This window comes from Aurantiacibacter gangjinensis, from assembly GCF_001886695.1.
GTDB lineage: Bacteria > Pseudomonadota > Alphaproteobacteria > Sphingomonadales > Sphingomonadaceae > Alteraurantiacibacter > Alteraurantiacibacter gangjinensis.
Window position 1 is genome coordinate 901,351 of sequence record NZ_CP018097.1, and the last position, 24,016, is coordinate 925,366.

Sequence of the window (24,016 nt, forward strand, 5' to 3'; positions counted from 1 at the left end):
CGTTGGCGAGTCCGTCAGTGTCTCACAGTCGAACGGTTTTGCTTGCGTTAGAGTGCCACAGCAAAGGTGCAGTGCCGATCACAAAACCGAGGAACATGCTCTGCCATTGCAACGCAGCGAACAGCGCAGGCCATTGGGTCGCATGCGCATACCATGTGTTCACTCCGACATCGGCCAGCATGATCGCGACGCCCAGCAAGACGCCGATGCGTTTGCGAAAGGCGATCAGCCCAGCTGCCAACAGGTCGAGCGGCAGCAAAAGCGTCCAGAACCAGTTAAGTAGAAACGGTGCGAAATCGTATGGTAGCCACCCGCCCATAACGATGTCGCGGGCGTGCGTGAAGGCTCCGATCAGGAAAGCGACAACCCAGACGATCCGGGCGACGCGCGTCATAATCTAAAGCGCGATCTCGTACTTCGCCGTCGTGCTGGCTGCCACCTCGTCCGCTGTGACACCGGGGGCCAGTTCGATCAGGCGGAAGGCGCTGTCATGGTCGGGGCGGTGGAAAACGGCGAGATTGGTGATGATCATGTCGACCACGTTCGTGCCGGTCAGCGGCAGTGTGCATTCGGGAATGAACTTGGGATCGCCATGCTTGCTGGTGTGGTCCATCACCACGATGATCTTCTTCACGCCGGCGACGAGGTCCATCGCTCCGCCCATGCCTTTCACCATCTTGCCGGGGATCATCCAGTTGGCGATGTCGCCATTCTCCGCCACTTCCATCGCGCCCAGCACGGTGAGGTCGATATGCCCGCCACGGATCATGGAAAAGCTGGTGGCGCTGTCGAAATAGGCCGAATGGGGCAGCTCGCTAATGGTCTGCTTGCCGGCATTGATAAGGTCCGGATCGACCTCGTCCGGATAGGGGAACGGGCCGATGCCCAGCATGCCGTTTTCGCTCTGCAGGGTCACCTGCATCCCATCGGGGATGTGGTTGGCGACCAGCGTGGGGATGCCGATGCCCAGATTGACGTAATAGCCATCCTCCAGCTCGCGCGCGGCGCGGGCAGCCATGTCGTCGCGGGTCCATCCCTTGGTGGTGTCGGGCATCGGGCAGTCCTTGTTCTGGGTCGGTAAGGTCGTCAGGCGATTGGTTGGCGCGCTCCTATCACGAAGCGCGGTCGAATTGCAGCACGAGATATTCGTATTCGCCATGCTGCATGATGGCGTCGTCGTTTTCGTCGAACCAGACGACCAGATTGATGGGTCCGCGCACGTCCTCGATGGGCATTTCCACGCGGGCTCCGTTGTCATGGATGACCAGCACATCGCCGAAAAAGACAGTGTGCCGGTCGGGGTCCGGCCCCAATCGCAATCCGGCGAGGTGATGGTGACCTTCGAGGTTGAGCATCAGCGTGCCGGACCCGGCGGCTGTATCGGCCATGCCGGTGGCGTAATCGAAATAGGGCGGCGGCTGGATGCCGTTCAATTGCGCACGCGGTGCGTTCTCGGCAAGATCGATGATGTCGCGCGTCTGCCATCCTGCGAGACGGTAAGTGTCGTCCTCCCCGCGGTTGGGCAGCACAAGCGTGAAAGGAGCGCGAGCGAGCCCGGCATGGGTTTCACGCAAGGCGGGATTGGTGAGGGGCACGCGCTGGCCACCCTGTTCCACCGTCAGCGCCAGCCATGGCGTGTGCTGCACGCGCGGCTGGGGCGGGGGAACGCTGGCGCATGCGCTGGCGAGCAGCACGGTCATACATGCCATCAGCGAGCGGAACTGCGTGAAACCCATACGCGCTATTGTCCCACCGGATTGTCGATGAGGAACCAGCCCGCTCCCAGCATCGGCTCGAGGCTTTGCGCGCCGCTTTCATCGCGCAGGTAATTATACAGGTCGTCGAAATCGGATCGCTCGTCCCCGGCCATGGCGATGATGCAATGGTTCTGCGCCAGCGTATCGCGGCGCGATTGCTTGCTCTCGCCCGGATAGCGCTCGACATACACGACATCGCGCGCTTCGGGATCGAGGCCGGAAGCGACGAGTCTGTCGCGAATGGCGCGTGCATCCATGGCACCGCGGTTGGTGACCCACGCAATGGTCACACCGCGCGCGCGCATCTCCGCCAGCACGCGGCCCAGCCCGGTGTTGACGGCAATCGGCCCGCTGATTGGTGCCAAATCGCCCGCCGGGTCCAGATCGATGACGATGGTCGGCGGATCGCCTGCGCATTCGCGGCGCACCGGTTCCAGGCTCGAAGGGTCCGCCAGCTGGGCCGAAGGCAGTGGGATGCCGCCTGCCAGTGTCTGGAGCGTATAGCTGCGAATGGCGGCATAGGTGCTGTCGCTCTGTGCGCCGGTAGTGGCCGCGGCGGATGGGACCGGAGCCATGCCAGACACGCGTTCTGCCTCGGCCGCGCGGATCGAGGCGAGCGCTTCCTGCGCTGCGGCTTCGACTTCGGAGATGGCCGGTGAAGCAGCGCGGGTCTGCGCGATCGGCTCTTGCGCGGGTGGCGGCGTCAGCACGGCAGGCTCGGCCGGCGGGGGTGCGGCCGCGACTGGCGTAGTGGGCGCATCGGCGGCTTCGGCAGGCGCGGAGGTCGCGAGATAGGGCGCGCTGGCTGCCGTTTCCGGCACGTCTGATGACGGCGCTTGTGCCGGCGGTTGTGCGACTATCACGGTGCCCTCGGGCGCTTGCGCTTCGTCATCGCCCGACACGCCGCTGCGCACAATGCTGCCCGCTCCGGCAATGACGGGAATGGCCGCCGCCGCGACGCAGCCTTGCAGGCAGATGCCCCCCAAGCCGGCCAGAAGTGCGCTTCGCTTCGTCATCATCCTCGCGCCTCCTTCCTATCGTTCGCGATCAGGCGTCCTCGCGCTCCCGCGTGGTGGTGAACTCGATCTTCTTGTCATAGGGCGCGCCCACTACGATGCGATTGACGAAGACGCCCGGCAAGTGGATGCAATCCGGATCCATCGCCCCGACCGGTACGATTTCTTCGACCTCGGCCACGCACACCTTGCCGCAGGTGGCGGCCGGCTGGTTGAAATTGCGCGCGGTCTTGCGGAACATCAGATTGCCTGTTTCGTCCGCCTTCCACGCTTTGACGATGGAAAGATCGGCAAAAATGCCGTGCTCCAGGATATAATCTTCCGGCCCCTCTCCGTCTGCGGTTCCTTTGGCGAACTCCTTCACTTCCTTGCCCTCGGCCACCTGCGTGCCGACGCCGGTCTTGGTGTAGAAGCCCGGAATGCCTGCACCGCCCGCACGCATGCGCTCTGCCAGCGTGCCTTGCGGGCAGAACTCCACTTCCAGCTCGCCGGAGAGATATTGCCGCTCGAACTCCTTATTCTCGCCGACATAAGACGAGATCATTTTCTTCACCTGCTTGGTGCGCAGCAGCTTGCCGATGCCTTCATTGTCGATACCGGCATTGTTGCTGGCGAAAGTGAGGTTTTTCACCCCGCTCGCCTGGATGGCTTCCAGCAAGCGCTCTGGAATGCCGCAAAGGCCGAAACCTCCGGCGGCGACCAGCATGTCGTCACGCAGCAGGCCGTCTAGTGCCGCTTCGGCGGATGGGAAGATCTTTGGCATTCGGTCGGGTCCTTCGCATGGCCGCAAATGTGCTTCGGCTCAGAGCATTAGAACGAAGATTGGCATGTGTCACCCGCCAAGCCCATGGCTGCTGCATTGCACAAAAGTTTACTTTTTCGAGCGATGAAGATGGAGAAATCGCGGCTTCGCCGCTCCTCTGAGATGTAAAACCTCGTTGTTAAATAACGTAGAAATCGTCGAGTTGCGCGTCATGCAACACATGTTGAGCCTTTCGCACTTGCGAAAAGCGGCGCGTCGAAGCATATCTCTCCCTGCCTTTCAGGCATCCTCTCCCAAAACTTCCAAGGCCCGGTCGGCGACGACCGGGTCTTTTTTTGTCTGCGCTCGGGGTATGCCCTCCAAGCCGTAGCGGGCACCAAGCTGCCGCTCATCCATTTGCAATGGGGCGGGGCCGTTCCTAGGTCTGCCGACACGACAGACAAGAGCAGGATCGAGGGCACGAATGGCCGACGCGGACGCAGCGACTTTGGACAAGGGCACAGTGAAACTGCAGGTGGCTGCCGCCCGGCAGGAAGAATCGGGTCGCGGCGTCGTGCGAATGCCGCGCAGTGCCTTCCAGACGCTTGGTATTACCGAAGGCGATGTCGTCTCCATCACCGGCAAGCGTGAAACCGTCGCCATCGCCGCTGCCGCTTATGCGGAGGATGAATCGCTCGACGTTATCCGGCTCGACGGTCTGCAGCGCGGCAATGCCGAAACCGCATCTGGCGAGCATGTTGTCGTGGCCCGAGCCGACAGCAAGCCAGCCACCCGCGTCGTCTTCGCCCCCGCCCGCCGCGAAATGCGGCTGCAGGGGCCGACCGAGGCGTTGAAGCGCGTTTTCTTCCGCAAGCCTGTCACCACCGGCGATCTCGTCGCCACGCATGGTCAGCAGCCGGTGCAGAACGTGCCGGCCGAAGTGCGCCGCATGTTCAACACGCCTGCCTATGCGCTGACGCAGATCCGCCTGCAGGTCGTCTCCACCACGCCCAAGGGCATCGTCCATATCGACGAGAATACCGAAGTGGAGCTGCGCGCCGAATTCGAGGAACCGCGCGATGCACGCGGCATGATCAATTACGATGATGTCGGCGGCATGGAAGACACCATCAAGGCCTTGCGCGAAATGGTGGAATTGCCGCTACGCTATCCCGAGCTTTTCACCCGGCTTGGCGTCGATCCGCCCAAGGGCGTGTTGCTGCACGGCCCGCCCGGCACCGGCAAGACGCGCCTCGCGCAGGCCGTTGCCAATGAAAGCGATGCGGAGTTCTTCACCATCAACGGGCCGGAGATCATGGGCTCTGCCTATGGCGAAAGCGAAAAACGGCTGCGCGAAGTGTTCGAGGAAGCCGAGCGTAGCCAGCCCGCCATCGTCTTTATCGACGAGATCGATTCCATTGCGCCCAAGCGGCAGAACGTGTCCGGCGAAGCGGAAAAGCGGCTGGTCGCCCAGCTGCTGACGCTCATGGACGGGCTGCAGGCGCGCGCCAACCTTGTCGTGATCGCTGCCACCAATCGCCCCGACGCTATCGACGAGGCACTGCGCCGCCCCGGCCGTTTTGATCGCGAAATCGTGGTTGGCGTACCCGACGAAAGCGGCCGCCGCGAAATCCTTGCCATCCATACGCGCGGCATGCCGCTCGGCGAAGGCGTGGATTTGATGGAATTGTCTCGCTCCACCCACGGCTTTGTTGGTGCCGATCTTGCCGCGCTGGCACGCGAAGCGGCGATCGAGGCGGTGCGCCGGATCATGCCGAAGCTCGATCTCGAAGCGCGCGAAATCCCGCCTGAAGTGCTGGAAGAGCTGTGTGTGGAAAAGAACGATTTCCGCGAAGCGCTCAAGCGCGTCCAGCCTTCTGCCATGCGCGAAGTGATGGTGCAGGCCCCCACCGTCGGCTGGGACGATATCGGCGGTCTGGGCGAGGCAGAGGAAAAGCTGAAGGAAGGCGTCGAGCTGCCGCTCAAGAACCCGCAGGCCTTCGACCGGATCGGCATCCGCCCGGCCAAGGGCTTCCTGCTTTATGGCCCGCCCGGAACCGGCAAGACGCTGCTTGCAAAGGCCGTGGCTAAGGAAGCGGAAGCAAATTTCATCTCGATGAAAAGCTCCGACCTGCTGAGCAAATGGTATGGCGAGAGCGAACAGCAAATCGCCCGCATGTTCGCGCGCGCGCGCGCAGTTGCGCCTTGCGTGATCTTCATCGACGAGATCGATTCGTTGGTGCCCGCGCGCGGGACCGGCGCGGGCGAGCCGCAGGTCACTGCGCGCGTGGTCAACACGATCCTCGCCGAGATGGACGGAATGGAGGAACTCTCCTCCATCGTCGTGATCGGTGCGACCAACCGGCCCAACTTGGTCGATCCCGCTCTATTGCGGCCGGGCCGTTTCGACGAGCTGGTCTATGTCGGCGCGCCGGACGAAGGTGGCCGTGAGCACATTCTCAAGATCCACACTTCGGCCATGCCACTGGCAGGCGATGTGGACTTGGCGGACATTGCCAAACAGGCAGAGCGATTCACGGGCGCTGACCTGGAAGATGTTGTGCGCCGCGCCGGCCTCAACGCGATCCGCCGGTCAGACGGCGCGCCGGACGAAGTTTCCAAGGCCGATTTCGACGAGGCGCTGAAGGATTCACGTGCAACGGTCACCGCCAAGATGGAAGCCGAATACGCAAAGATGAAAGGCGAACTCAAAAAGCGCGCCGCTGCCGTCCAGCCCATCGGCTTCATCACCGATGGCATGGTGGAAAGCACGCGCGAGAAAAAGCATGAAGATTGAGTTGCCTCCCCGTGCCGAAGGCATGGGGAGGGGGACCGCCGAAGGCGGTGGAGGGGCCTAGTCGATCCGCTGCTTGCAAACCGCGAGGATGGTTTCGGCAACCGCTGTCGGGTTCTGCAAAACGGCAGGTGCGGAAAACCGAATGATCTTTAAGCCCAACTCGCAAGAGTTCTCATCGCGCGCGCAGTCAATCTCGGAGCGCTTGCCCATGTCGTGGGCTTTTCCGTCGATCTCGATCCCAAGCTTGGCCTGCGCGCAATAGAAGTCGAGCACAAAATGACCTACCGGATGCTGGCGACGGGATTTCAAACCAGTTCGCCGTCCACGTAATTTGCGCCACACCAATCCCTCCGGCAGAGTTTGCTGGCGACGGAGATGGCGGGCCTTGGCATAATCGTGGTCGCTTTTGCGCATTGCGATACCCCTCCGTCAGCCCTGCGGGCTGCCACCTCCCCATTCGCTTCGCGAGCGGGGAGGGATCCTCAGACCGGTTCTTCAGCCTTCGGATGTCCCTGCGGCACTTCCAACCGATGCCGGATGAGCGCATCTTCCTGGTTCTTGCGCAGCCAATCCAGCATGTGCTCGCGCAGCTTGCAGCGAAGCTTCCAAAGTTCGCCGATCGTGCCCGCGCTGACCGAAAGGCGCAGGGCGATGCTTTCGGGATAGGCATCCGTCATCAGCATTTCGGCAGTGCGCCCGTCCCACAGATCCTGCTCCCGCACCCAGCGTTCGAACTCGGCGCGGATCGGGCCGATATCGGCTATGGGGTCGAGGTGCAGCATAACGGGGCCGGTCAGCTTTTCGCTCTTGCGCGACCAATTCTCGAAACTCTGGTCGAGGATTTGGCTCGTCGGCACGACCACGGCTCGCTCATCCCAAGTGCGCACGATGATGAAAGCCATGTGGATTTCTTCCACCCGCCCCGTATGCCCGTCCACCACCACCAGATCGCCCAGCCGCAGCGGCTCGGTGATGGCGATCTGCAATCCGGCTATCAGCGATTTCAGCGCGGGTTGCGCTGCGGCACCGATGGCGAGGGCGGCCAGACCGGCAGAGGCCAGCAGCGTTGTGCCGATCGTGGCGACCGCCGGAATGGTCAGCAGCATCAGGCCAACGGTGATGATGATGATCGCTATGGTGGCGGTGCGCGACAGGATCGCGATGCGCGTGCGGCGGCTGCGCACGGCGACCGGGTCGGAAGCCTGGTCCAGCCGCAATTCCAGCACGGCGGTGAACGCTTTTACCAGCGAATAGGCGATCCAGCCGAGCAGGGCAGGTCGCAGGAAGCCGGCCAGCGGCTCCCAATATTGCGCCAGTAACGGGTCGGCCTGTGCGACCAGCGTGATGGCAATGGCGATAGCAGACCATTTGATCGGGCTGCGAATACGCGCGAGGATCAGGTCGTCGACAGGGTTCTCGGATCGGCTCGCCAGCTTGACGACGACGGCATAAACCAGCCGGAACAGCACGTAGGCCACGGTGACGGCCAGCGCCACCGCGATGGCAGCCACGCCGATTTCTTCCCAAGCGATGGACCAGTTGCGCGGATCGTATTCTTCGAACATGCGCGCCGACCTAATTTGTGCGCCGCACAATAGCAACCGTAGAGCGCGCAAGCGGTGCGAAGGTGAGGTATGCGATCAATGCGCCGCGTCCCAGCTCTCGCCCGTCCCGATCTCGACGCCGAGCGGCACGTCGAGCGTGACGGCAGGCTGCGCCGCCTCCGCCATGACTTTCTCGATAACAGACGACGCTGCTTCTACATCGCCTTTCGGCAATTCGAAAACCAGCTCGTCATGCACTTGCAGCAGCATGCGCACATCAGGAAGGCCGGCATCGGCCAGCGCGGGCATCATGCGGGCCATGGCGCGCTTGATGATGTCGGCGCTGGTGCCCTGGATCGGCGCATTGATGGCCGCGCGCTCGCTGCCTTGCCGCTCCTGCTGGTTCTTGGAATTGATCCGCGGGAACCACGTCTTGCGGCCAAACAGCGTTTCCGAATAGCCCTTGGCGCGCACGCTTTCGAGCGTTTCGTGGATGTAGTTCTGGATGCCGGGAAAGCGCTGGAAATAGGTGTCGATCTTCTCCTGCGCCTCATCCGGCTCGATGCCCAGGCGACCGGCGAGTCCCCAGCGCGAAATGCCGTAGAGGATGGCGAAGTTGATCGTCTTCGCCGCCGCGCGTGTGTCGCGGTCGACTTCGCCATACATCTCTTTCGCGGTACGAGAGTGGATGTCTTCGCCGCTTGCAAAGGCCTCTTTCAACTCCGGCACATCGGCCATATGCGCGGCGAGGCGCAGTTCGATCTGCGAATAGTCGGCGGCCAGCAGCACATTGCCATCCTCGGGCACGAAGGCCTTGCGGATCTCGCGCCCGATCTCGGTACGGATCGGGATGTTCTGCAAGTTGGGGTCGGTGGAGGACAGCCGCCCCGTCTGTGCGCCGACGAGGCTGTAGCTGGTATGCACGCGGCCCGTATCGGGATTGATCGCTTCTTGCAGTGCATCGGTATAGGTCGATTTCAGCTTGGAGAGCTGGCGATATTCCAGCACCTTGTCGGCAATGGTCGCGCCGCTCGCGCTGAGCTTCTCCAGCACGGCCTGGTCGGTCGAATACTGCCCGCTCTTGCCTTTGCGCCCGCCTTTGTAACCCATCTTGTCGAACAGCACCTCGCCCAGCTGTTTCGGGCTGCCGATGGTGAATTCCTCGCCCGCCTCGGCATGGATGTCCTTCTCGATACGCGCCGTGGTCTCGGCGAATTGTTCGGACAGGCGCGACAGCGCCGCGCGATCGACCTTGATGCCTTCCCGCTCCATCCGCGCGACGACCGGGATCAGCGGGCGATCGACCGTATGATAAATCTGCGCCGCGCCTTCCAGAGGCAGGCGCCGATAGAGATGCTGGTAGAGCCGCCAGGTGACGTCGGCATCCTCGGCGGCGTATTGCGTCGCCTTGTCGAGAGGGACTTCGCCGAAGGGGATCGCCTTCTTGCCGGTGCCGCACACATCCTTGAACTTCATGCAGGTGTGGCCGAGATGGCGCTCGGCGAGCTCGTCCATACCGTGCCCGCCGCCTATGCCGCTTTCGGCGCGGCCTGCATCCATGTCGAAGCTGACGATCATCGTGTCGTGAACGGGCGCCATGGCGATGCCGGCGCAGCGCAAAAGCACGTTGATATCGTATTTGATATTCTGCCCGACCTTGATGACCGCATCGCTTTCCAGCAGCGGTTTGATCGCGGCGAAGGCGGCTTCGCGTGCAATCTGTTTCGGGCGCTCGGCAAACATGTCGTCGCTGCCGCCAGATCCGGTGTAATGCCCCAGCGGCACGTAGCAGGCATCGTTCGCAACTAAAGCGAGGGAGAACCCCACGAGGTCAGCCTCCATCGCATCGAGGCTGGAAGTCTCGGTGTCGACGGCCACAAGCCTCGCGGCGAGGGCGCGTGTCACCCATTCTTCCAGCCGATCCAGCGTCTGCACGCATTCATAGGCTGAGCGGTCGACATCGGGCCAGTCCGGCAAGGGCTGGCGGTTGCCGTCCGTTTCCGGATCGGCGCCCTTCGTGCTTTGCTTCGCGGGATTGAGGTTGGTGGGCCGGTCCGGACTTCCACTGCCGGAATCGAGACGGCGCAGCAGGCTGGAAAAACCGTGCTTCTCGAGGAACTCAGCCAGCGGCTCTGGCGGCACGCCGTCGAGCTTGAAATCGCTCAAGGGCTGGGGAAGGTCGCAATCTTCCTTCAGCGTCACCAGCACACGGCTGAGCTCGGCATTTTCGCGCTGCTCGATCAGCCGTTCCTTCAGCTTGGACTTTTTCATGTCCTCTGCCGCATCGAGCGCGCCTGTGAGGTCGCCGTGCTCGACGATCAGCTTCGTCGCGGTTTTCGGCCCGACGCCGTAGACGCCCGGGATATTGTCGACACTGTCGCCCATCAGCGCCAGCACATCGCCGACCTTTTCAGGCGGCACACCGAACTTTTCCTCGACCTCCTCGATATAGATGCGCGCATTCTTCATCGTATCGAGCATGTCGATGCGCCCGGTTCCATTGGCGCCGTTCTCCTCACCCACCAGTTGCATCAGGTCCTTGTCGGAGGAAACGATCGTTACGTCCCACCCCTCGCGCTGGGCGGCGCGGGCATAGGTGGCGATCATATCGTCCGCCTCCACATCGGGTTCCTCGATGCAGGGCAGGCTAAAGGCGCGGGTGGCATCGCGAATCAGCGGGAATTGCGGCTGCAGGTCCTCGGGCGGATCGGGGCGGTTGGCCTTGTACTCGCTATAGATGTCGTTGCGGAAAGAATGCGAACTTTTGTCCAGCACCACTGCCATATGTGTGGGGCCATCAGCCTTATCGAGATCGTCCGCCAGCTTCCACAACATAGTAGTATAGCCATACACCGCGCCGACCGGCGTGCCCTCCGGGTTCGTCAGCGGTGGAAGTCTATGATAAGCGCGGAAAATATAGGCCGAGCCATCGACCAGATAGAGATGATTTTTGTCGGCCATACAGCGCCTGCTAGCACGCGGTTTGTCGCCCTGTAAGCACTATGTGAAGGCGGTTGCTCTGCCCTATTTCCGTCAACCATTCGCCGCAATTGCGCCATAATTCGCTTGCGGATGCCCAAATGTGGCATTATTTAGGCATCAGAGCCAGCGGGAAGGCTGGCTTCGGGACGGGCGAACGCTCTTCCTACAACATGCATATAAGGGGTTTATACCTATGCGTAAGATTGCTCTCGTTGCTGCCGCTGCCGGCGCTGCTCTCACCCTCGCTGCTTGCTCGGCCGAAACCGAAGAAGCTGCAGAAGCTACCGCTGAATCGGCTGCTGCCGACACCGAAGCTAACGTGGAAGCCATGGAAGCCGGTGCAGAAGACATGGCTGCCGACGCCGAAGCCGAGCTGGACGAAGCCGGCAACGAAATGGCTGCTGAAGGCGAAGAAATGGAAGCTGAACTGGAAGGCGAGCAGTAAGCTCTACCTCCCAGCTTTAACGCTGAACGAATTGGGGCGCGATCTTCGGATCGCGCCCTTTTTCTTTGTTTGCAATGTCGAAGAGTTTGTGCGCTCAGCGCCCACCATTGGCCGTGGTATAGCCGCCACCTGACGCGTAATTGCGTGCAGCCTCGCGGGCATAACCATCATACAGCGCGCGTGCGATCGATGCGATACGGCCATTGCGCTCTGCCGGAGATGGCTGGCCTGTCACGTATATCGCAACAGCGATGGATCGCCCGTCCGGCCCGGTCAGGATGCCGATATCGCTGGCGACGCGATGCAGTGTCCCGGTCTTGTGCGCCACGGTGACGCCTTCGGGCATGCGGGCAGGGATACGGCTGCGGCCGGTGCGACAGCGCTCCATCGCGTCGATGATGATGTTGCGGCTCTGCGCGCTCAGCCAGCGGCCCTGATACAGGCCGGCAAGCAGCTGCACCATCGCTTCGGGCGTGGCGCTGTCGCGGGGGTCGATATAGGTGCGCGCGTCGAATTCGCGGTTGTCGCGAACCAGCGTGGCGATATCGCGGTCCAGGCTGAATTCGGTGATCCCGGCGCGGCGCATCCAGTCATTCACCGGCTCGACGCCGCCCATTGCTGCCAGCAGGGCATCGGTAGCGGGATTGGAGCTGCGCGTGATCATGATATCGATTAGTTCATGCGCGGGCATGTATTCCCCCGCGCGAACGGGCGCGGCGCGGGTGCTAAGCGGTTCGGACCGAACCGGCCAGAGCAGCGGATATTCCGCCGTCAGGCTCCAGCGCCCCTGGTCTACGCCTTCGAGATAGGCTGCCGCGATGGCGATCTTGCTGGTGCTGGCGAGCGGGAAGCGCATGTCGCCATTGACCGAGATCTGCTGCCCGGTCGAAAGGTCGATCGCAGCCACGCCGATACGCCCCTGGCTGCCCTCGGCCAACTGCGAAATGACCATTTCCAGCTGGCTGGAGGGAGCAGGGGTGAAGTCGCGCGGTTCGCGCACTTCGGTGCCGAACGCGCGGTCGAACGCGCCTTCTATATCCTGTGCCTGCGCGCTGGTCGCTGCGAGTGGGCTGAGAAGGAGCGCCAGTGGCGCAAGAATACGTCCGATCACCGATTTATCCATGCATTCGAATGTCCCGAAACGTGCTTAGCAAATGCTTAATAGATCGAAGCGGGATAGCGTCTTAGCGACGAAGTGCGCGGAATTGGCGGTGATCGGAGTCTCGGCGAGGAACGCTAACTCGGTCAGGCGTTGGCGAGAACCTGCTCGATCTTGTCCAGCGGTTCGTGTGTAAGCGCCTTGTCGACTTCGCCGACGACGCGCTTTTCCAACTCGGAATGGTAGTGGCGGCGCATTTCGCCCAGCGTTTTGGGATCGGCGACCACGACCAGCTCATCCATCTCGCCGGCGATGGCCTTCTGGTTCAGCCATTCGGCAGCGGCCGCGCCATGGGCAAGTTCGTTCAGGTCGGTATTGCCTTTCATCTGGCCGGCCTTGTCCTGGTGCCGGATACCGGCGCTGAAATTGGTGGGATCGAGCGAGGGCTCTTCCACCTTGCTCAGCTTGGGTTCGAAAATCTGGCCGTCATTGCGCAGCAGCACGAAGCGCTCTCCATCGACGAGGGCGACAAGGGCTTTATGCGGAATTTTCATGAAAGGTCTCTCCTGAGAAGTGGTTTTGCAACCAACGGTCAGGAGCGGCAATCGTGCCGGAATTGTTGGCAGGCGTCGCGCTCAGCCGTGCTTGCGCAGGCGCCATGCGAACCGGCTGGCCGGGTCGTCCTCCGAAGCATCGGAGGCTTCCCCGCCGAGGGTGTCGTCCGTGCGCTCCCACACAGTGCTTTCTTCTTCCAGCGCGAAGCCCGCTTCGGTGAGCGCGTCGAGTGCCAGTTCGCGGTCCATCCGCCCGAGCGATTGCGCGGCCTCTACCCCGCCGCCGTCGGCTGCGAGACGGTCCAGCACAACGAGCGACCCGCCCGGTTCCAGTGCCGCGAACAAGGCTGCGATAGCGTCGGGGGCGGTGTCATCGGGGAGGTACGGCGACCACAGGCGATGCAGTGCATCCACGGCGATGATCGTATCGAGCGGCTCCTGCCAGTCCGGGGCCGTCAGCGGACCGCGAACGGGAAAGACATTGATCGGCTCGGCGAATTCGTCGGAATAGCGGCGCATCGTCTCCGCCTGCTGTCGCGCCAGGTCGGCATCGGCAGCGATATGTTCGTCGGGCTGGTAGCCATAGACTCTGCCATCACCGCCCACCGCCATGGCCAGCAGCCGAGTGACATAGCCATCGCCCATAGCAAAGTCGCCGACGACATCGCCGTGATCGATCTGGGCGAAGGCCAACAGCTCTCCCGGCAATCGTTCGGCGTCGCGCTCTACGTCATCCATCCGGGCGATATCGCTGATGGCAAAAGCGTATTGTTCGGCGGTGTAGTCAGGCTCGATCGGTTCGCTTTCTGGCTCCCCTGTACAGGCCATCAAGCTGAAAGCCGTTACGACGCAAACAACTTTGTTGCGCATATTTGTAATTCTCCCCGCCCCGTTCCCGCTCAGGCTATCGCGCCGTTTCGTAACCCGCAAGACCGGCCTCGCGCCCTGTGTTCGGTGCTTGACGCGCGCATGTTTTCACGGCCCTATGGCGATGGGACACTGTAACACCTTATTTGACCGGGACACTGCCGATTATGATTCTCCGCAAGAACCACCTCCAGCTTGCCACAAGCTGCTCTGTCGCCGCCTTGCTGATGGCGAGCGCCGCGTCCGCGCAGGCGCAGGATGTTACCATCGTGCAGCCGGGGGCCGTGGGCGAGGGCGTCCGCGTCTTGAGCGAGAGCGAGGCCAGCCGGCTGGCTTTCAATGGCTATGCGCCCGCCGATGTCGAGTTCATGCAGGGCATGATCGTACACCACCAGCAGGCGGTGGAGATGTCGCAGCTGGTCGCGGACCGTACTAACAACGAAGATGTGACCTCTGTGTCGGGCCGCATCCTGTCCTCGCAAGCGGACGAAATCACATTTATGCGCGAATGGCTGACCGAGCGCGGCGAGCGTGTGGAGTGGGAAGGCATGGGCCATACCGCCCACATGGGCATGATGGGCATGGCCACGCCGGCGCAGATGGACGAGCTCGCCACGCTGCGCGGCACGGCATTCGACCGCATGTTCCTGGAACTGATGGTCCGCCACCACCGCGGCGCAATCGACATGGTGCGCGACCTTCACAGCACACGCGGCACCGCCGCCGATCCGGTCATGTATGAATTTACCAGCGAAGTGGTGAACGACCAGACATCCGAGATCGAGCGTATGCGCGGCGTGCTGGCTGGGCTTTCCACCGATCCGCGCGCTTCGCTGGCAGCAGGGGTGTTCGATGCAGGCGAAGCGATCAGCAACCTTCGGCACGTCGCTTTCCTGCGCAAGCCTGCGGGCTTCTTCGATCCGGAGAACCCTGCCGGCCTGCGTCCCGAGATCCTCCCCGAAGAGGAAGACGAAGAGGCCGCAAGCGAGGCGGACGAGAGCGCTATCCATGCCAACCATGCTGCGATGACTGCGGCGGCAGAGGCCGAAGGCGGACAGCGCCACGATCACCAAATGGCGATGGCCGAAGCGGAAGAAGCCGCCGAGGAGGCAACCGACGCTGAAGCCAATCCCGAAGAAGAAGCCGAAGAGCCGCAGCGCCGCTTTGCCCAGCGCGGCGGCCCGCTGAGCTTTTCGCAGACCGATATCGCCTTCTCCGGCGACTTGATGGTGACCGGCAATTACCACGGCTGGAATGCCTATCGCCTGGGCGAGGACGGCATGCCGACGCTGGTCAGCTCGGTCGTCTGCCCGGGCGGACAGGGCGACGTCTCAATCGCCGGTGACCTGCTGATCATGAGCGTGGAAGACACGCGCGGCCGCGTCGATTGCGGATCGCAGGGCGTGACCGAGCGCGTGAGCGACGAGCGTTTCCGCGGCCTTCGGATCTTCGACATTTCCGACATCACCCGCCCCGTGCAGGTGGGCCAGGTGCAGACCTGCCGCGGCAGCCACACGCACTCCATCGTGCAGCAGAACGAGGATGCGCTGATTGTCTACAATTCGGGCACCGGATCGGTGCGCGAGACGGAAGAGCTCGCCATCTGCTTCGACGACGAAGGCGGTGATGATCGCACATCGCTCTTCCGAATCGATGTGATCGAGATCCCGCTGGATGATCCTTCGCAGGCGCGCATCACCTCCAGCCCCGCGGTGTTCGCCGATCCGGAAACAGGGCGCCTCGCCGGCCTGTGGACAGGCGGCGACCATGGTGACGAAACGCAGGAAACCCGCCGCACGGACCAGTGCCACGACATCACCGTGTTCCCGAGCCTCAATCTCGCTGCGGGCGCATGCTCGGGCAATGGCATCATCTTCGATATCTCGGACCCGTATAATCCGACCCGTCTCGATGCAGTGACCGATCCCGGCTTTGCCTATTGGCACTCCGCCACCTTCAACAATACCGGCGACATTGTGCTATTCACCGACGAGTGGGGCGGCGGTGGCCGTCCGCGCTGCCAGGCAGCCGACCCGCGCAATTGGGGGGCGAACGCTTTCTACGCCATCGTCGATGGCCAGCTGGAGTATCGCGGCACATTCAAGCTGCCAGCGCCGCAAGGCGAGACCGAGAACTGCGTCGCGCATAACGGCTCGATTATCCCGGTGCCGGGACGCAACATCTTCGTTCAGGCATGGTATCAGGGCGGCTTGTCGGTCATCGACTTTACCGACCCGACCAATCCGTTCGAGATCGCCTATTTCGACCGAGGTCCGGTCGATGAAGACCAGCTGGTAACCGGCGGTTACTGGTCGACCTATTTCTACAATGGCCGGATCTACGCCACCGAGATCGCCCGCGGTCTGGACGTGTTTGCGTTGGAGCCGAGCGAGTATCTGACCGCCGAAGAAATCGCCGCTGCCGAAGCTGCGAGTTTCCAGGACAATGTCTTCAATCCGCAGACCCAGTATCCGGTCACCTGGAGCGAGGACGTGATCCGGGCCGTCGAGGACAGCCGCAACGGCGGCTGATCCGGCAGAACCTCAAGGCTGATCGAAAGGTCCGCTGCGCCCTTCGCCTATCGCGTTGGCGCGGCGGGCCTTTCCGCTTTCGGATAGCGCTTGCGGTACATCCACCACAGCGGCCACACCAGGCCGTAGCCGAGGAACAGTCCGCCAATGGCAAAGGCGCCGCCCCTGCGGCCATCATAGCCGAGCGTTTCCGACACGTAGATCATCACTGCGATGGAAACTGCCATGCAACTGATCACCGTGAGGATGATCAGCGGAACGAACAGCAGCATGTTGTTCTTGGTCTTGCCGGGCGCGGGTTGGGCGGGCGTAGTCTGGGCGTGCGTGCAATTGTCATTCATCGAAAAAGGCTCCCTCAAGCGTTCGATGGGAGCCCTTTTAGATTATCGGGGAGAGCCGTGCGCTGCCACGGATGTGGCACCGCGCCGTCAGAACCAGAAGCGCAGACCTGCCAGCACAGCGACGCCGCCTGTATCATCGCCACTGGCGCGCAAAATGTCCGCAGTGCGGCCTGTCGCGCCTTCCCACTCGATCCCGATATACGGCGCGAATTCGGGCACGAATCCATAACGTAGGCGTGCCCCGACGCTCAGTTCGTATAGACCCGTGCCAATCGCCCGCTCGGGAATGTCCTGCGCGGACAATTCCGCCTCGACGCGCGGTTGCAGGATGAGGCTCTGGGTGAATTTTATGTCATGCTCGGCTTCTATCCGGGCAGTGACATCGCCGGTATCGGCGACGAACAGTGCTGCATCGAAATGCACCATGTAGGGCGCAAGGCCAGCCACGCCGATGACCGCATGTGCGCGCGTATCGGGCTCCGCATCGACGCGCGCGCCCACTTGCAGATCTACAAACGGGCCTATCGCGCGGCCATACAGCAGCTGCATTTCGGCTTCTTCGACTCCGCCACCGAATTCGCCCTCGCCTTCGGACTTGAATACGATCTTGTCGGTGGATGTGCCGTACCAGCCGGTAACGTCCCAGACATACTCCTCCTCGCCATCGGCGAAGCGCGTTTCGAGGCGCTCGAACAGCAGCGTGCCGGTTGCCATATTGCCGTGCGTTGCATGGTTGTAGGCGCGCGCCTGCGCCATGCGGGCAGGATCGAAGAAGAGGTCTGCCGCGTGCTCCGGCCCCTCGAATGCGCGCGGCGGCGGCGGGCCGGACGGTATCTCTGCAGGCATGGCATGACCCATGGCCGCATGATCCATCTCGCCATGTTGGGAATGGTCCATCTGGTGATGATCCATCTGGCCGTGATCGGAGGCTTCATGTCCGGCCTCGCCATGGCCCATCGCGGAATGATCCATGGTCGAATGATCCATCGCGGAATGATCCGCACGGCCGTCATGCGTTTCGTCTGCGCTTTCCGGATCGTCTGCATCCGGCATTTCGTGCCCGGCATGTTCGTCACGCTCGGGCTGTTGCTGGCTGTGGTGATCATGTTGCGCATGGTCCTGCGTTGCGGCAGGCACGGCGATCAGCATGGCAGCGGAAGCGAGCAAAAACATGCGCATCATGCGTCACCTTCGGGGAAGGGGCGCACGGTTACCGTCTGCATCATGCCGGCATGCATGTGATACAGCAGGTGGCAGTGAAAAGCCCAGTCGCCCGGCTCGTTCGCCGTCAGGTCGAAGGTGGCCGTACTGCCGGGCTGGACGACCACGGTATGCTTCAGCGGCTGGCGTGTATCATCGGCGCCGTTCACCAGTTCGAAGAAATGGCCGTGCAGGTGGATGGGGTGCGCCATCATGGTGTCGTTCACCAATTTTACACGCACTCGCTCGTCGAAACCGAAGCGGATGGGATCGTCGGTGACGGCATGGAACTGCCGCCCGTCGAACGACCACATGTAGCGCTCCATATTACCGGTCAGGTGGATCTCGATCTGGCGTTCGGGCGTGCGGCGCGGATTGGCATTGCGCGCGCGCAGATCGGTGTAGCGCAGCACGCGGTGATCGACGGTGTCGAGACCAAGACCCGGAAAATCCATGCGGTCCACCGGCATCGGCGCGACCATGTCTACGCCTGGCCCGACTTCGACATCGGGCGGCAGGAGCGAGGTGTCGCGCATGTCGTGGCTCATGGCGCCGTCTTCCGTACCGCCACCCATCTCGCCATGCCCCATAGCTGCATGATCCATTGCACCGTGGTCCATGCCGCCCATACCCATATCGGCCATGGTCAAAGTCACCGGCTCACGCAGCGGCGGCGGCGTAGCGATGTGGCCTTCATGCGATGTGATGGTGGCAACACCCATGCCCGAGCGGTCCATCGCTTCGGCAACGAAGGCGTGGCTCCCATCGCGCGGCGTAATGATAACGTCATATGTCTCCGCTGTTCCGATCTGGAATTCGTCGACATCGACCGGATCGACGTCCTGTCCGTCCGCGGCGATGACCTGCATCGAAGTGCCGGGAATGCGGATGTTGAAGAACGTCATCGCCGAGCCGTTGATGATCCGCAGGCGAATGCGCTCGCCCGGCGTGAAGGCGAATTGCAGGTCGTCCGCCGGGCCGTGCCCGTTGACGAGGAAGGTGTAGGTGTCGCCTGTCACATCGGAAATGTCGCGCGGATTCATCCGCATCCCGCTCCACATCAGCCGCTCGTCCGGCGTCATGGAGCCGTCGCCAACGGTTTGCATGGTGCGGTTGAAATAGTGCTCCCCTACCATCAGCAGGCGGGCGATCTCGTGCGGATGGCGCGGGGTGAACTCGCTGAGCAACAGCACATAGTCGCGATCGTAGCGCGGATCGGGCATGTGATGGGCGTGCTCACCCTCGATCACGATGGGGCCGTAATGGCCCGCCTGTTCCTGCAGGCCCGAATGGCTGTGCCACCAATAGGTGCCGGTCTGGCGCACGGGAAAGCGGTAGGAGAAGGTTTCGCCCGGACGAATGCCGGGAAAGCTGACGCCAGGAACGCCGTCGAACTGGAAAGGCAGTAGCAGGCCATGCCAGTGGATCGAGCTGTCCCCTTCCAGATTGTTGGTGACATTGAGCACCACGTCCTGCCCCTCGCGCAGGCGAATGAGCGGACCGGGCACGCTGCCATTTACGGCGATGGCATGGCCGCTGCGCCCACCCGTGCTGAAATGGTGATTGCCGATGGAAAGGTCGATCTCCTCACCCGACAACTCGCCAAAGCCCTGCCGCGCGTGTGTCAGCGATTGCCCGCGCGCCCATGACGGAACGGGCAATGCGCTCGCGGCCACGAGACCGGCACCGCCCGCCAGGAAATGGCGGCGCGGCATAGACAGGTTGCTTTTCGGCATGGCTTGTCAATCACTCCTGGGCGGCCTACCTAGATACCCCCTGGGGGTATTGCAAGCAGGACTGCACGATGGACCAGACGACGCCGAATGGCGATACGATCAAAAGGCTGAACCGCATTGCCGGGCAGGTGCAGGGCGTCGCCCGCATGATCGAGAGCGACCGTTATTGCATCGACGTGCTTACCCAGTTGCAAGCGATCAAATCCGCGCTCGCCAAAGTGGAAAGTGCAGTGCTGAAGAACCACGCCAATTCGTGCGTGTCGCAAGCCATCGCGTCAGGCGACGAGGCCGAGCAGCGCGAGAAGTTCGGCGAACTAATCGATCTGCTCGAGAGGTCGCGGCGATGAGCAAAAAGACCGCCACTCTCTATCGCATGGTGATGGACAAACATGTCTGCCCCTATGGTGTGAAATCCAAATGGCTGCTGGAAAGCAAGGGCTATACGGTGGAGGATTGCCACCTCACCACGCGCGAGCAGACCGACGCTTTCAAGCAGAAGCACGGCGTAAACACCACGCCGCAGAGCTGGATCGGGGATGAGCGGATCGGTGGCTACACCGATCTACGCGCGCATTTCGGCAATCCGGTGGACAGTGGCGGCACGACCTACTGGCCGGTGGCCATCCTGTTCGCGATGACGGCGCTGATGGCGCTGGGCGCTGCATGGGTGGCGACGGGCGAACCGGTCAGCATCCTAAGCGCCGAATGGTTCGTCAGCTTCTCCATGTGTGTTCTCGCCTATCTCAAGCTCCGCGATATCGAGAGCTTCTCGACCATGTTCCTCAATTACGACCTGCTGGCGAAGCGATGGGTGCCCTATGGCTATGTATACCCATGGGCCGAAGGGCTGGCAGGGGTGCTGATGACGGCGCACATCCTGCCGTGGCTGTCGATTCCGGTGGCGCTCACCATCGGCACGATCGGCGCGGCAAGCGTCTTCAAGGCGGTCTATCTCGACAAGCGCGAGCTCAAATGCGCCTGCGTGGGCGGCGACAGCAATGTGCCGCTGGGCTTCGTCTCGCTGACGGAAAACCTGTTCATGATCGGCATGGCCGTCTGGATGCTGGCCAAGCCGACCTTGCTGGTCTGACGCGCCCTACTGGCCCTGGCCGAGCGAATAGCCGGGCTGGCCGTCGAATTCGTAGAGATGCTCGGTCTTGATGATGTCAGCATCGGCATCGGTCAGCGCGCCCAGCAAATCCACGATATCGCGGTTCGTCGGCGCGCCGCCTTCGAACTGGAAGCGGCAACGCCAGTGATCGGTACAGAAGGTCGCCGGATTGTGCGACGGCCACACCATGATGCCGCGATTGGTGAGCATCTTCAGCTCTGCGCCGTCGGTACTCGCCTGCTGCAGCTGCTCGGCAAGATCCTGCGGCGACTTGCGGCTCATCACAAAGACATCGACACCCACCAGCTTGCGCGAACCGGCATCGCCATCCACGCGGTTATGCGGTGCGACTTCGACCGCGCTGCCCGCGGTGTAATCGACAGCTGCGAAATGTTGCGGCTGCTGGCCAAGGCGCGCGATGACCGCGTCGGCAAAATCCTGCGTGCCCAATTGCTCCTTCGAGGTCTTGTCGCGGTAGATGTCGCCAGTGTGCAGCCCATCCTCGATGGTCTTGAGCCACGCATTGTGGATCTTGCCGGCGACTTCGCCCTGGCCGAGATGGTTGAGCATCATCACGCCCGCCAGGATCAGGCCGGACGGGTTGGCAATCTTCTGTCCGGCAATGTCGGGCGCGGAGCCGTGGATCGCCTCGAACATCGAAATGCCCGCGCCGATATTAGCCGATGCGCCAAGGCCGACCGAGCCGGTCAGTTCGGCAGCAATGTCGGATACGATATCGCCATAAAGGTTGCTGGTGACGATGACGTCGAAATCCTGCGGCCGTGCGGCGAGGCGGGCCGAGGCAATGTCGATGATCATGTGGTGCTGCTCGATGTCGGGATATTCCTTCCCGATCTCCTCGAACACATTCTGCATCAGCCCGTCGGTCAGCTTCATGATGTTCGACTTGGTGAAGCAGGTCAGCTTCTTGCGCCCATTGGCGCGGCAATAGTCGAAGGCGTAGCGGATGATCCGCTCGGTCCCGGGACGGCTGACGAGCTTCAGCGTCTGGTAGACTTCATGCGTCTGGCGGTGCTCGATCCCTGCATAAAGGTCTTCCTCGTTTTCTCGCACGATCACGATGTCGAGCTCGGGATGCAGGGTGGAAACGGCGGGGTGCAGCGAACGGCAGGGCCGCACATTGGCAAACAGGCCCAGCGTCTTGCGCAGCGTGACGTTCAGCGACTTGTAGCCTGAGCCGAGCGGCGTGGTGATAGGCCCTTTGAACAGCGCATCGGCCTCTGCCAGCGTGTCCCACGTATCGGGGCCGATGCCAGAGGAGTGACCGCTTTTGTAAAGCGCTTCGCCCAGCGCGATTTCGCGGGTGTCGAAACGGGCCCCTGCGGCTTCCATGACGCGCATGGCAGCAGCGGTAATTTCGAGGCCGATCCCGTCACCTGCGGCGACGGCTACGATGGGCAGGCGGGTGGTATCACTGGAAACTGTTTCGGTCATGGGATGCGCATACAGAGGCGGCGCGGTAACGCCAATCCTTTCCTTTGGTGGGGCGAGCGAGTCCGCTCGCAGACAAAGAAAAGGCCCGGCAGGATCGCTCCTGCCGGGCCAATTTCTGTTGGTAGAACGGAGAGCGCTTTAGAAGCCGCCCATTCCGCCCATGCCGCCCATGCCGCCCATATCGGGCATGCCGCCACCGGCAGGCTTGTCTTCGGGAATTTCCGAGATAGCCGCTTCGGTAGTGATCAGCAGGCCGGCAACCGACGCTGCATCCTGCAGGGCGGTACGCACGACCTTGGTCGGGTCGACAACACCGGCGCTCACGAGGTTTTCGTAAGTGTCCGTAGCAGCGTTGAAGCCCTGCGTTTCGTCGCCTTCGCGCAGCAGGTTGCCCGTCACGACAGCGCCGTCATGGCCGGCATTGCTGGCAATCTGGCGAGCCGGTGCCATGATGGCCTGACGCACGATTTCCACACCGCGGGTCTGGTCGTTGTTCTCGCCGGCCAGGCCTTCCAGAGCCTTCGTAGCGTAGAGCAGCGCCGTACCGCCGCCGGGGACGATACCTTCTTCCACGGCAGCGCGGGTGGCGTGCAGGGCATCGTCCACACGATCCTTGCGCTCCTTCACTTCCACTTCGGAAGCACCGCCGACCTTGATCACGGCCACACCGCCGGCCAGCTTGGCCAGGCGTTCCTGCAGCTTTTCCTTGTCGTAATCGGACGAAGTCGTCTCGATCTGGGCACGGATCTGCTCGACGCGGGCCTTGATGGCATCGCCGGCACCTGCGCCATCGACGATGGTCGTGTTGTCCTTGTCGATGGTAACGGTCTTGGCTTCACCCAGCATGGAGAGACCAACGTTCTCCAGCTTGATGCCCAGGTCTTCGCTGATCATCTCGCCATTCGTCAGGATGGAGATATCCTGTAGCATGGCCTTGCGACGATCGCCGAAGCCCGGTGCCTTTACCGCTGCAACCTTCAGGCCGCCGCGCAGCTTGTTGACTACGAGGGTGGCCAGCGCTTCGCCTTCGATATCTTCAGCGATGATGAGCAGCGGACGCCCGGCCTGCACCACGGCTTCCAGCACAGGCAGCATGGCCTGCAGGTTGGACAGCTTCTTTTCGTGGATCAGGATGTAGGGGTTTTCCAGCTCGACCGTCATCTTCTCCGGATTGGTGACGAAGTAGGGCGAAAGGTAGCCGCGGTCGAACTGCATGCCTTCGACGACATCGAGTTCGAATTCGAGACCCTTGGCCTCTTCCACGGTGATCACGCCTTCCTTGCCGACCTTTTCCATGGCTTCGGCGATCTTCTCGCCGACTTCACGGTCGCCATTGGCCGAGATGATGCCGACCTGGGCGATCTCGTCCGAACCGGACACGTCCTTCGAACGGCCCTGCAGGTCTGCAACGACCTTGGTCACGGCCAGATCGATGCCGCGCTTCAGGTCCATCGGGTTCATGCCTGCGGCGACGGCGGTCATGCCTTCGCGCACGATGGCCTGCGCCAGAACCGTGGCGGTGGTGGTGCCGTCACCGGCAGCATCGTTCGCCTTGCTGGCGACTTCGCGCAGCATCTGCGCGCCCATGTTCTCGAACTTGTCCTTCAGTTCGATGTCCTTGGCGACGGTCACACCGTCCTTGGTGATACGGGGCGCGCCGAAGCTCTTGTCGAGCACGACATTGCGGCCCTTGGGGCCGAGCGTAACCTTGACGGCATTGGCGAGCGTGTCGACGCCCTTGAGGATGCGCTCGCGCGCATCGCGGCCGAACTTTACGTCCTTGGATGCCATGTTTCGTATTCCTCTTTGCGATATTCAGATGTGGTAAGCGTGGAAAGC

At 62.4% G+C, this 24,016-nt stretch carries 21 protein-coding genes; 5 read left to right on the forward strand and 16 right to left on the reverse strand.

The features are described 5' to 3' along the window. Positions 1 to 22 precede the first annotated feature (22 nt). Genes BMF35_RS04470 through BMF35_RS04490 form a run of 5 tightly spaced genes read right to left on the reverse strand, consistent with a single transcriptional unit; the run spans position 23 to position 3,536 of the window. Positions 23 to 394: a hypothetical protein gene (locus tag BMF35_RS04470; protein ID WP_052766064.1), complete on the reverse strand. Its 372-nt coding sequence runs from the start codon at positions 392 to 394 to the stop codon at positions 23 to 25. 3 nt (positions 395 to 397) lie between these two features. Next, positions 398 to 1,054 carry a CoA transferase subunit B gene (locus BMF35_RS04475; RefSeq protein WP_047007079.1) on the reverse strand — a complete coding sequence of 219 codons (657 nt, stop codon included), beginning with the start codon at positions 1,052 to 1,054 and terminating at the stop codon, positions 398 to 400. Positions 1,055 to 1,112: 58 nt separating this feature from the next. Beyond that, positions 1,113 to 1,709, reverse strand: a complete 597-nt coding sequence (locus tag BMF35_RS04480; RefSeq protein WP_156172140.1) for a hypothetical protein — start codon at positions 1,707 to 1,709, stop codon at positions 1,113 to 1,115. A 32-nt stretch (positions 1,710 to 1,741) separates the two neighbouring features. Further along, positions 1,742 to 2,776, reverse strand: a complete 1,035-nt coding sequence (locus tag BMF35_RS04485) for a hypothetical protein (RefSeq protein WP_047007081.1) — start codon at positions 2,774 to 2,776, stop codon at positions 1,742 to 1,744. Positions 2,777 to 2,804: 28 nt separating this feature from the next. Then, positions 2,805 to 3,536: a CoA transferase subunit A gene (locus tag BMF35_RS04490; protein WP_047007082.1), complete on the reverse strand. Its 732-nt coding sequence runs from the start codon at positions 3,534 to 3,536 to the stop codon at positions 2,805 to 2,807. Between the two features lie 463 nt (positions 3,537 to 3,999). Here BMF35_RS04490 and BMF35_RS04495 point away from each other — a divergent pair, with 463 nt between their 5' ends. After that, on the forward strand, positions 4,000 to 6,312 hold the full coding sequence (locus BMF35_RS04495) for a CDC48 family AAA ATPase (RefSeq protein ID WP_047007083.1): 2,313 nt from the start codon (positions 4,000 to 4,002) through the stop codon (positions 6,310 to 6,312). Positions 6,313 to 6,369: 57 nt separating this feature from the next. Here BMF35_RS04495 and BMF35_RS04500 read toward each other — a convergent pair whose 3' ends face one another. From BMF35_RS04500 to polA, 3 genes are all read right to left on the reverse strand, one after another. Then, positions 6,370 to 6,726: an endonuclease domain-containing protein gene (locus tag BMF35_RS04500; RefSeq protein WP_047007084.1), complete on the reverse strand. Its 357-nt coding sequence runs from the start codon at positions 6,724 to 6,726 to the stop codon at positions 6,370 to 6,372. 68 nt (positions 6,727 to 6,794) lie between these two features. Further along, positions 6,795 to 7,877, reverse strand: coding sequence for a mechanosensitive ion channel family protein (locus tag BMF35_RS04505; RefSeq protein ID WP_047007085.1), 1,083 nt, complete (start codon positions 7,875 to 7,877; stop codon positions 6,795 to 6,797). A 75-nt stretch (positions 7,878 to 7,952) separates the two neighbouring features. Continuing rightward, positions 7,953 to 10,817: a DNA polymerase I gene (gene polA, locus BMF35_RS04510; RefSeq protein ID WP_047007086.1), complete on the reverse strand. Its 2,865-nt coding sequence runs from the start codon at positions 10,815 to 10,817 to the stop codon at positions 7,953 to 7,955. Between the two features lie 214 nt (positions 10,818 to 11,031). Between polA and BMF35_RS04515 the strand changes: the two genes are divergently transcribed. Then, the gene (locus tag BMF35_RS04515) at positions 11,032 to 11,283 is read left to right on the forward strand and encodes a hypothetical protein (RefSeq protein ID WP_047007087.1); all 252 of its coding nucleotides are present in this window, start codon (positions 11,032 to 11,034) and stop codon (positions 11,281 to 11,283) included. Between the two features lie 94 nt (positions 11,284 to 11,377). Here the strand turns inward: BMF35_RS04515 and BMF35_RS04520 are convergent, their stop codons facing one another. From BMF35_RS04520 to BMF35_RS04530, 3 genes are all read right to left on the reverse strand, one after another. Continuing rightward, positions 11,378 to 12,394, reverse strand: a complete 1,017-nt coding sequence (locus BMF35_RS04520) for a serine hydrolase (RefSeq protein WP_236781558.1) — start codon at positions 12,392 to 12,394, stop codon at positions 11,378 to 11,380. Between the two features lie 134 nt (positions 12,395 to 12,528). Further along, on the reverse strand, positions 12,529 to 12,936 hold the full coding sequence (locus tag BMF35_RS04525) for a baeRF12 domain-containing protein (protein WP_047007089.1): 408 nt from the start codon (positions 12,934 to 12,936) through the stop codon (positions 12,529 to 12,531). Between the two features lie 81 nt (positions 12,937 to 13,017). Continuing rightward, positions 13,018 to 13,806 carry a class I SAM-dependent methyltransferase gene (locus BMF35_RS04530; protein ID WP_156172141.1) on the reverse strand — a complete coding sequence of 263 codons (789 nt, stop codon included), beginning with the start codon at positions 13,804 to 13,806 and terminating at the stop codon, positions 13,018 to 13,020. Between the two features lie 164 nt (positions 13,807 to 13,970). On the opposite strand from BMF35_RS04530, the gene BMF35_RS04535 reads away from it, so the two are divergent. Then, positions 13,971 to 16,334, forward strand: coding sequence for a DUF305 domain-containing protein (locus BMF35_RS04535; RefSeq protein ID WP_047007090.1), 2,364 nt, complete (start codon positions 13,971 to 13,973; stop codon positions 16,332 to 16,334). A gap of 47 nt (positions 16,335 to 16,381) precedes the next feature. On the opposite strand, the gene BMF35_RS04540 is transcribed toward BMF35_RS04535, so the two are convergent. The 3 genes from BMF35_RS04540 to BMF35_RS04550 form a co-directional block, all read right to left on the reverse strand. Continuing rightward, positions 16,382 to 16,675 carry a hypothetical protein gene (locus BMF35_RS04540; RefSeq protein WP_047007091.1) on the reverse strand — a complete coding sequence of 98 codons (294 nt, stop codon included), beginning with the start codon at positions 16,673 to 16,675 and terminating at the stop codon, positions 16,382 to 16,384. A gap of 87 nt (positions 16,676 to 16,762) precedes the next feature. After that, on the reverse strand, positions 16,763 to 17,857 hold the full coding sequence (locus tag BMF35_RS04545) for a copper resistance protein B (RefSeq protein ID WP_047007092.1): 1,095 nt from the start codon (positions 17,855 to 17,857) through the stop codon (positions 16,763 to 16,765). Beyond that, a complete protein-coding gene (locus tag BMF35_RS04550; RefSeq protein ID WP_047007093.1) occupies positions 17,854 to 19,611 on the reverse strand; it encodes a copper resistance system multicopper oxidase in 1,758 nt (585 codons plus the stop codon). Before BMF35_RS04550 ends, BMF35_RS04545 begins: the two co-directional genes overlap by 4 nt. 68 nt (positions 19,612 to 19,679) lie before the next feature. Between BMF35_RS04550 and BMF35_RS04555 the strand changes: the two genes are divergently transcribed. Together BMF35_RS04555 and BMF35_RS04560 are read left to right on the forward strand one after the other, a co-directional pair. Then, positions 19,680 to 19,958 (forward strand): metal-sensitive transcriptional regulator, encoded by a 279-nt coding sequence (locus BMF35_RS04555; protein WP_047007094.1) that lies wholly within the window; start codon positions 19,680 to 19,682, stop codon positions 19,956 to 19,958. Next, on the forward strand, positions 19,955 to 20,701 hold the full coding sequence (locus BMF35_RS04560; protein ID WP_047007095.1) for a MauE/DoxX family redox-associated membrane protein: 747 nt from the start codon (positions 19,955 to 19,957) through the stop codon (positions 20,699 to 20,701). The genes BMF35_RS04555 and BMF35_RS04560 overlap by 4 nt, the downstream gene beginning before the upstream one ends. A gap of 6 nt (positions 20,702 to 20,707) precedes the next feature. Here the strand turns inward: BMF35_RS04560 and BMF35_RS04565 are convergent, their stop codons facing one another. Both BMF35_RS04565 and groL read right to left on the reverse strand, forming a co-directional pair. Continuing rightward, the gene (locus BMF35_RS04565; RefSeq protein ID WP_047007096.1) at positions 20,708 to 22,177 is read right to left on the reverse strand and encodes an NADP-dependent isocitrate dehydrogenase; all 1,470 of its coding nucleotides are present in this window, start codon (positions 22,175 to 22,177) and stop codon (positions 20,708 to 20,710) included. Positions 22,178 to 22,315: 138 nt separating this feature from the next. Further along, positions 22,316 to 23,968 (reverse strand): chaperonin GroEL, encoded by a 1,653-nt coding sequence (groL, locus tag BMF35_RS04570; protein WP_047007097.1) that lies wholly within the window; start codon positions 23,966 to 23,968, stop codon positions 22,316 to 22,318. Between the last annotated feature and the right edge of the window lie 48 nt (positions 23,969 to 24,016).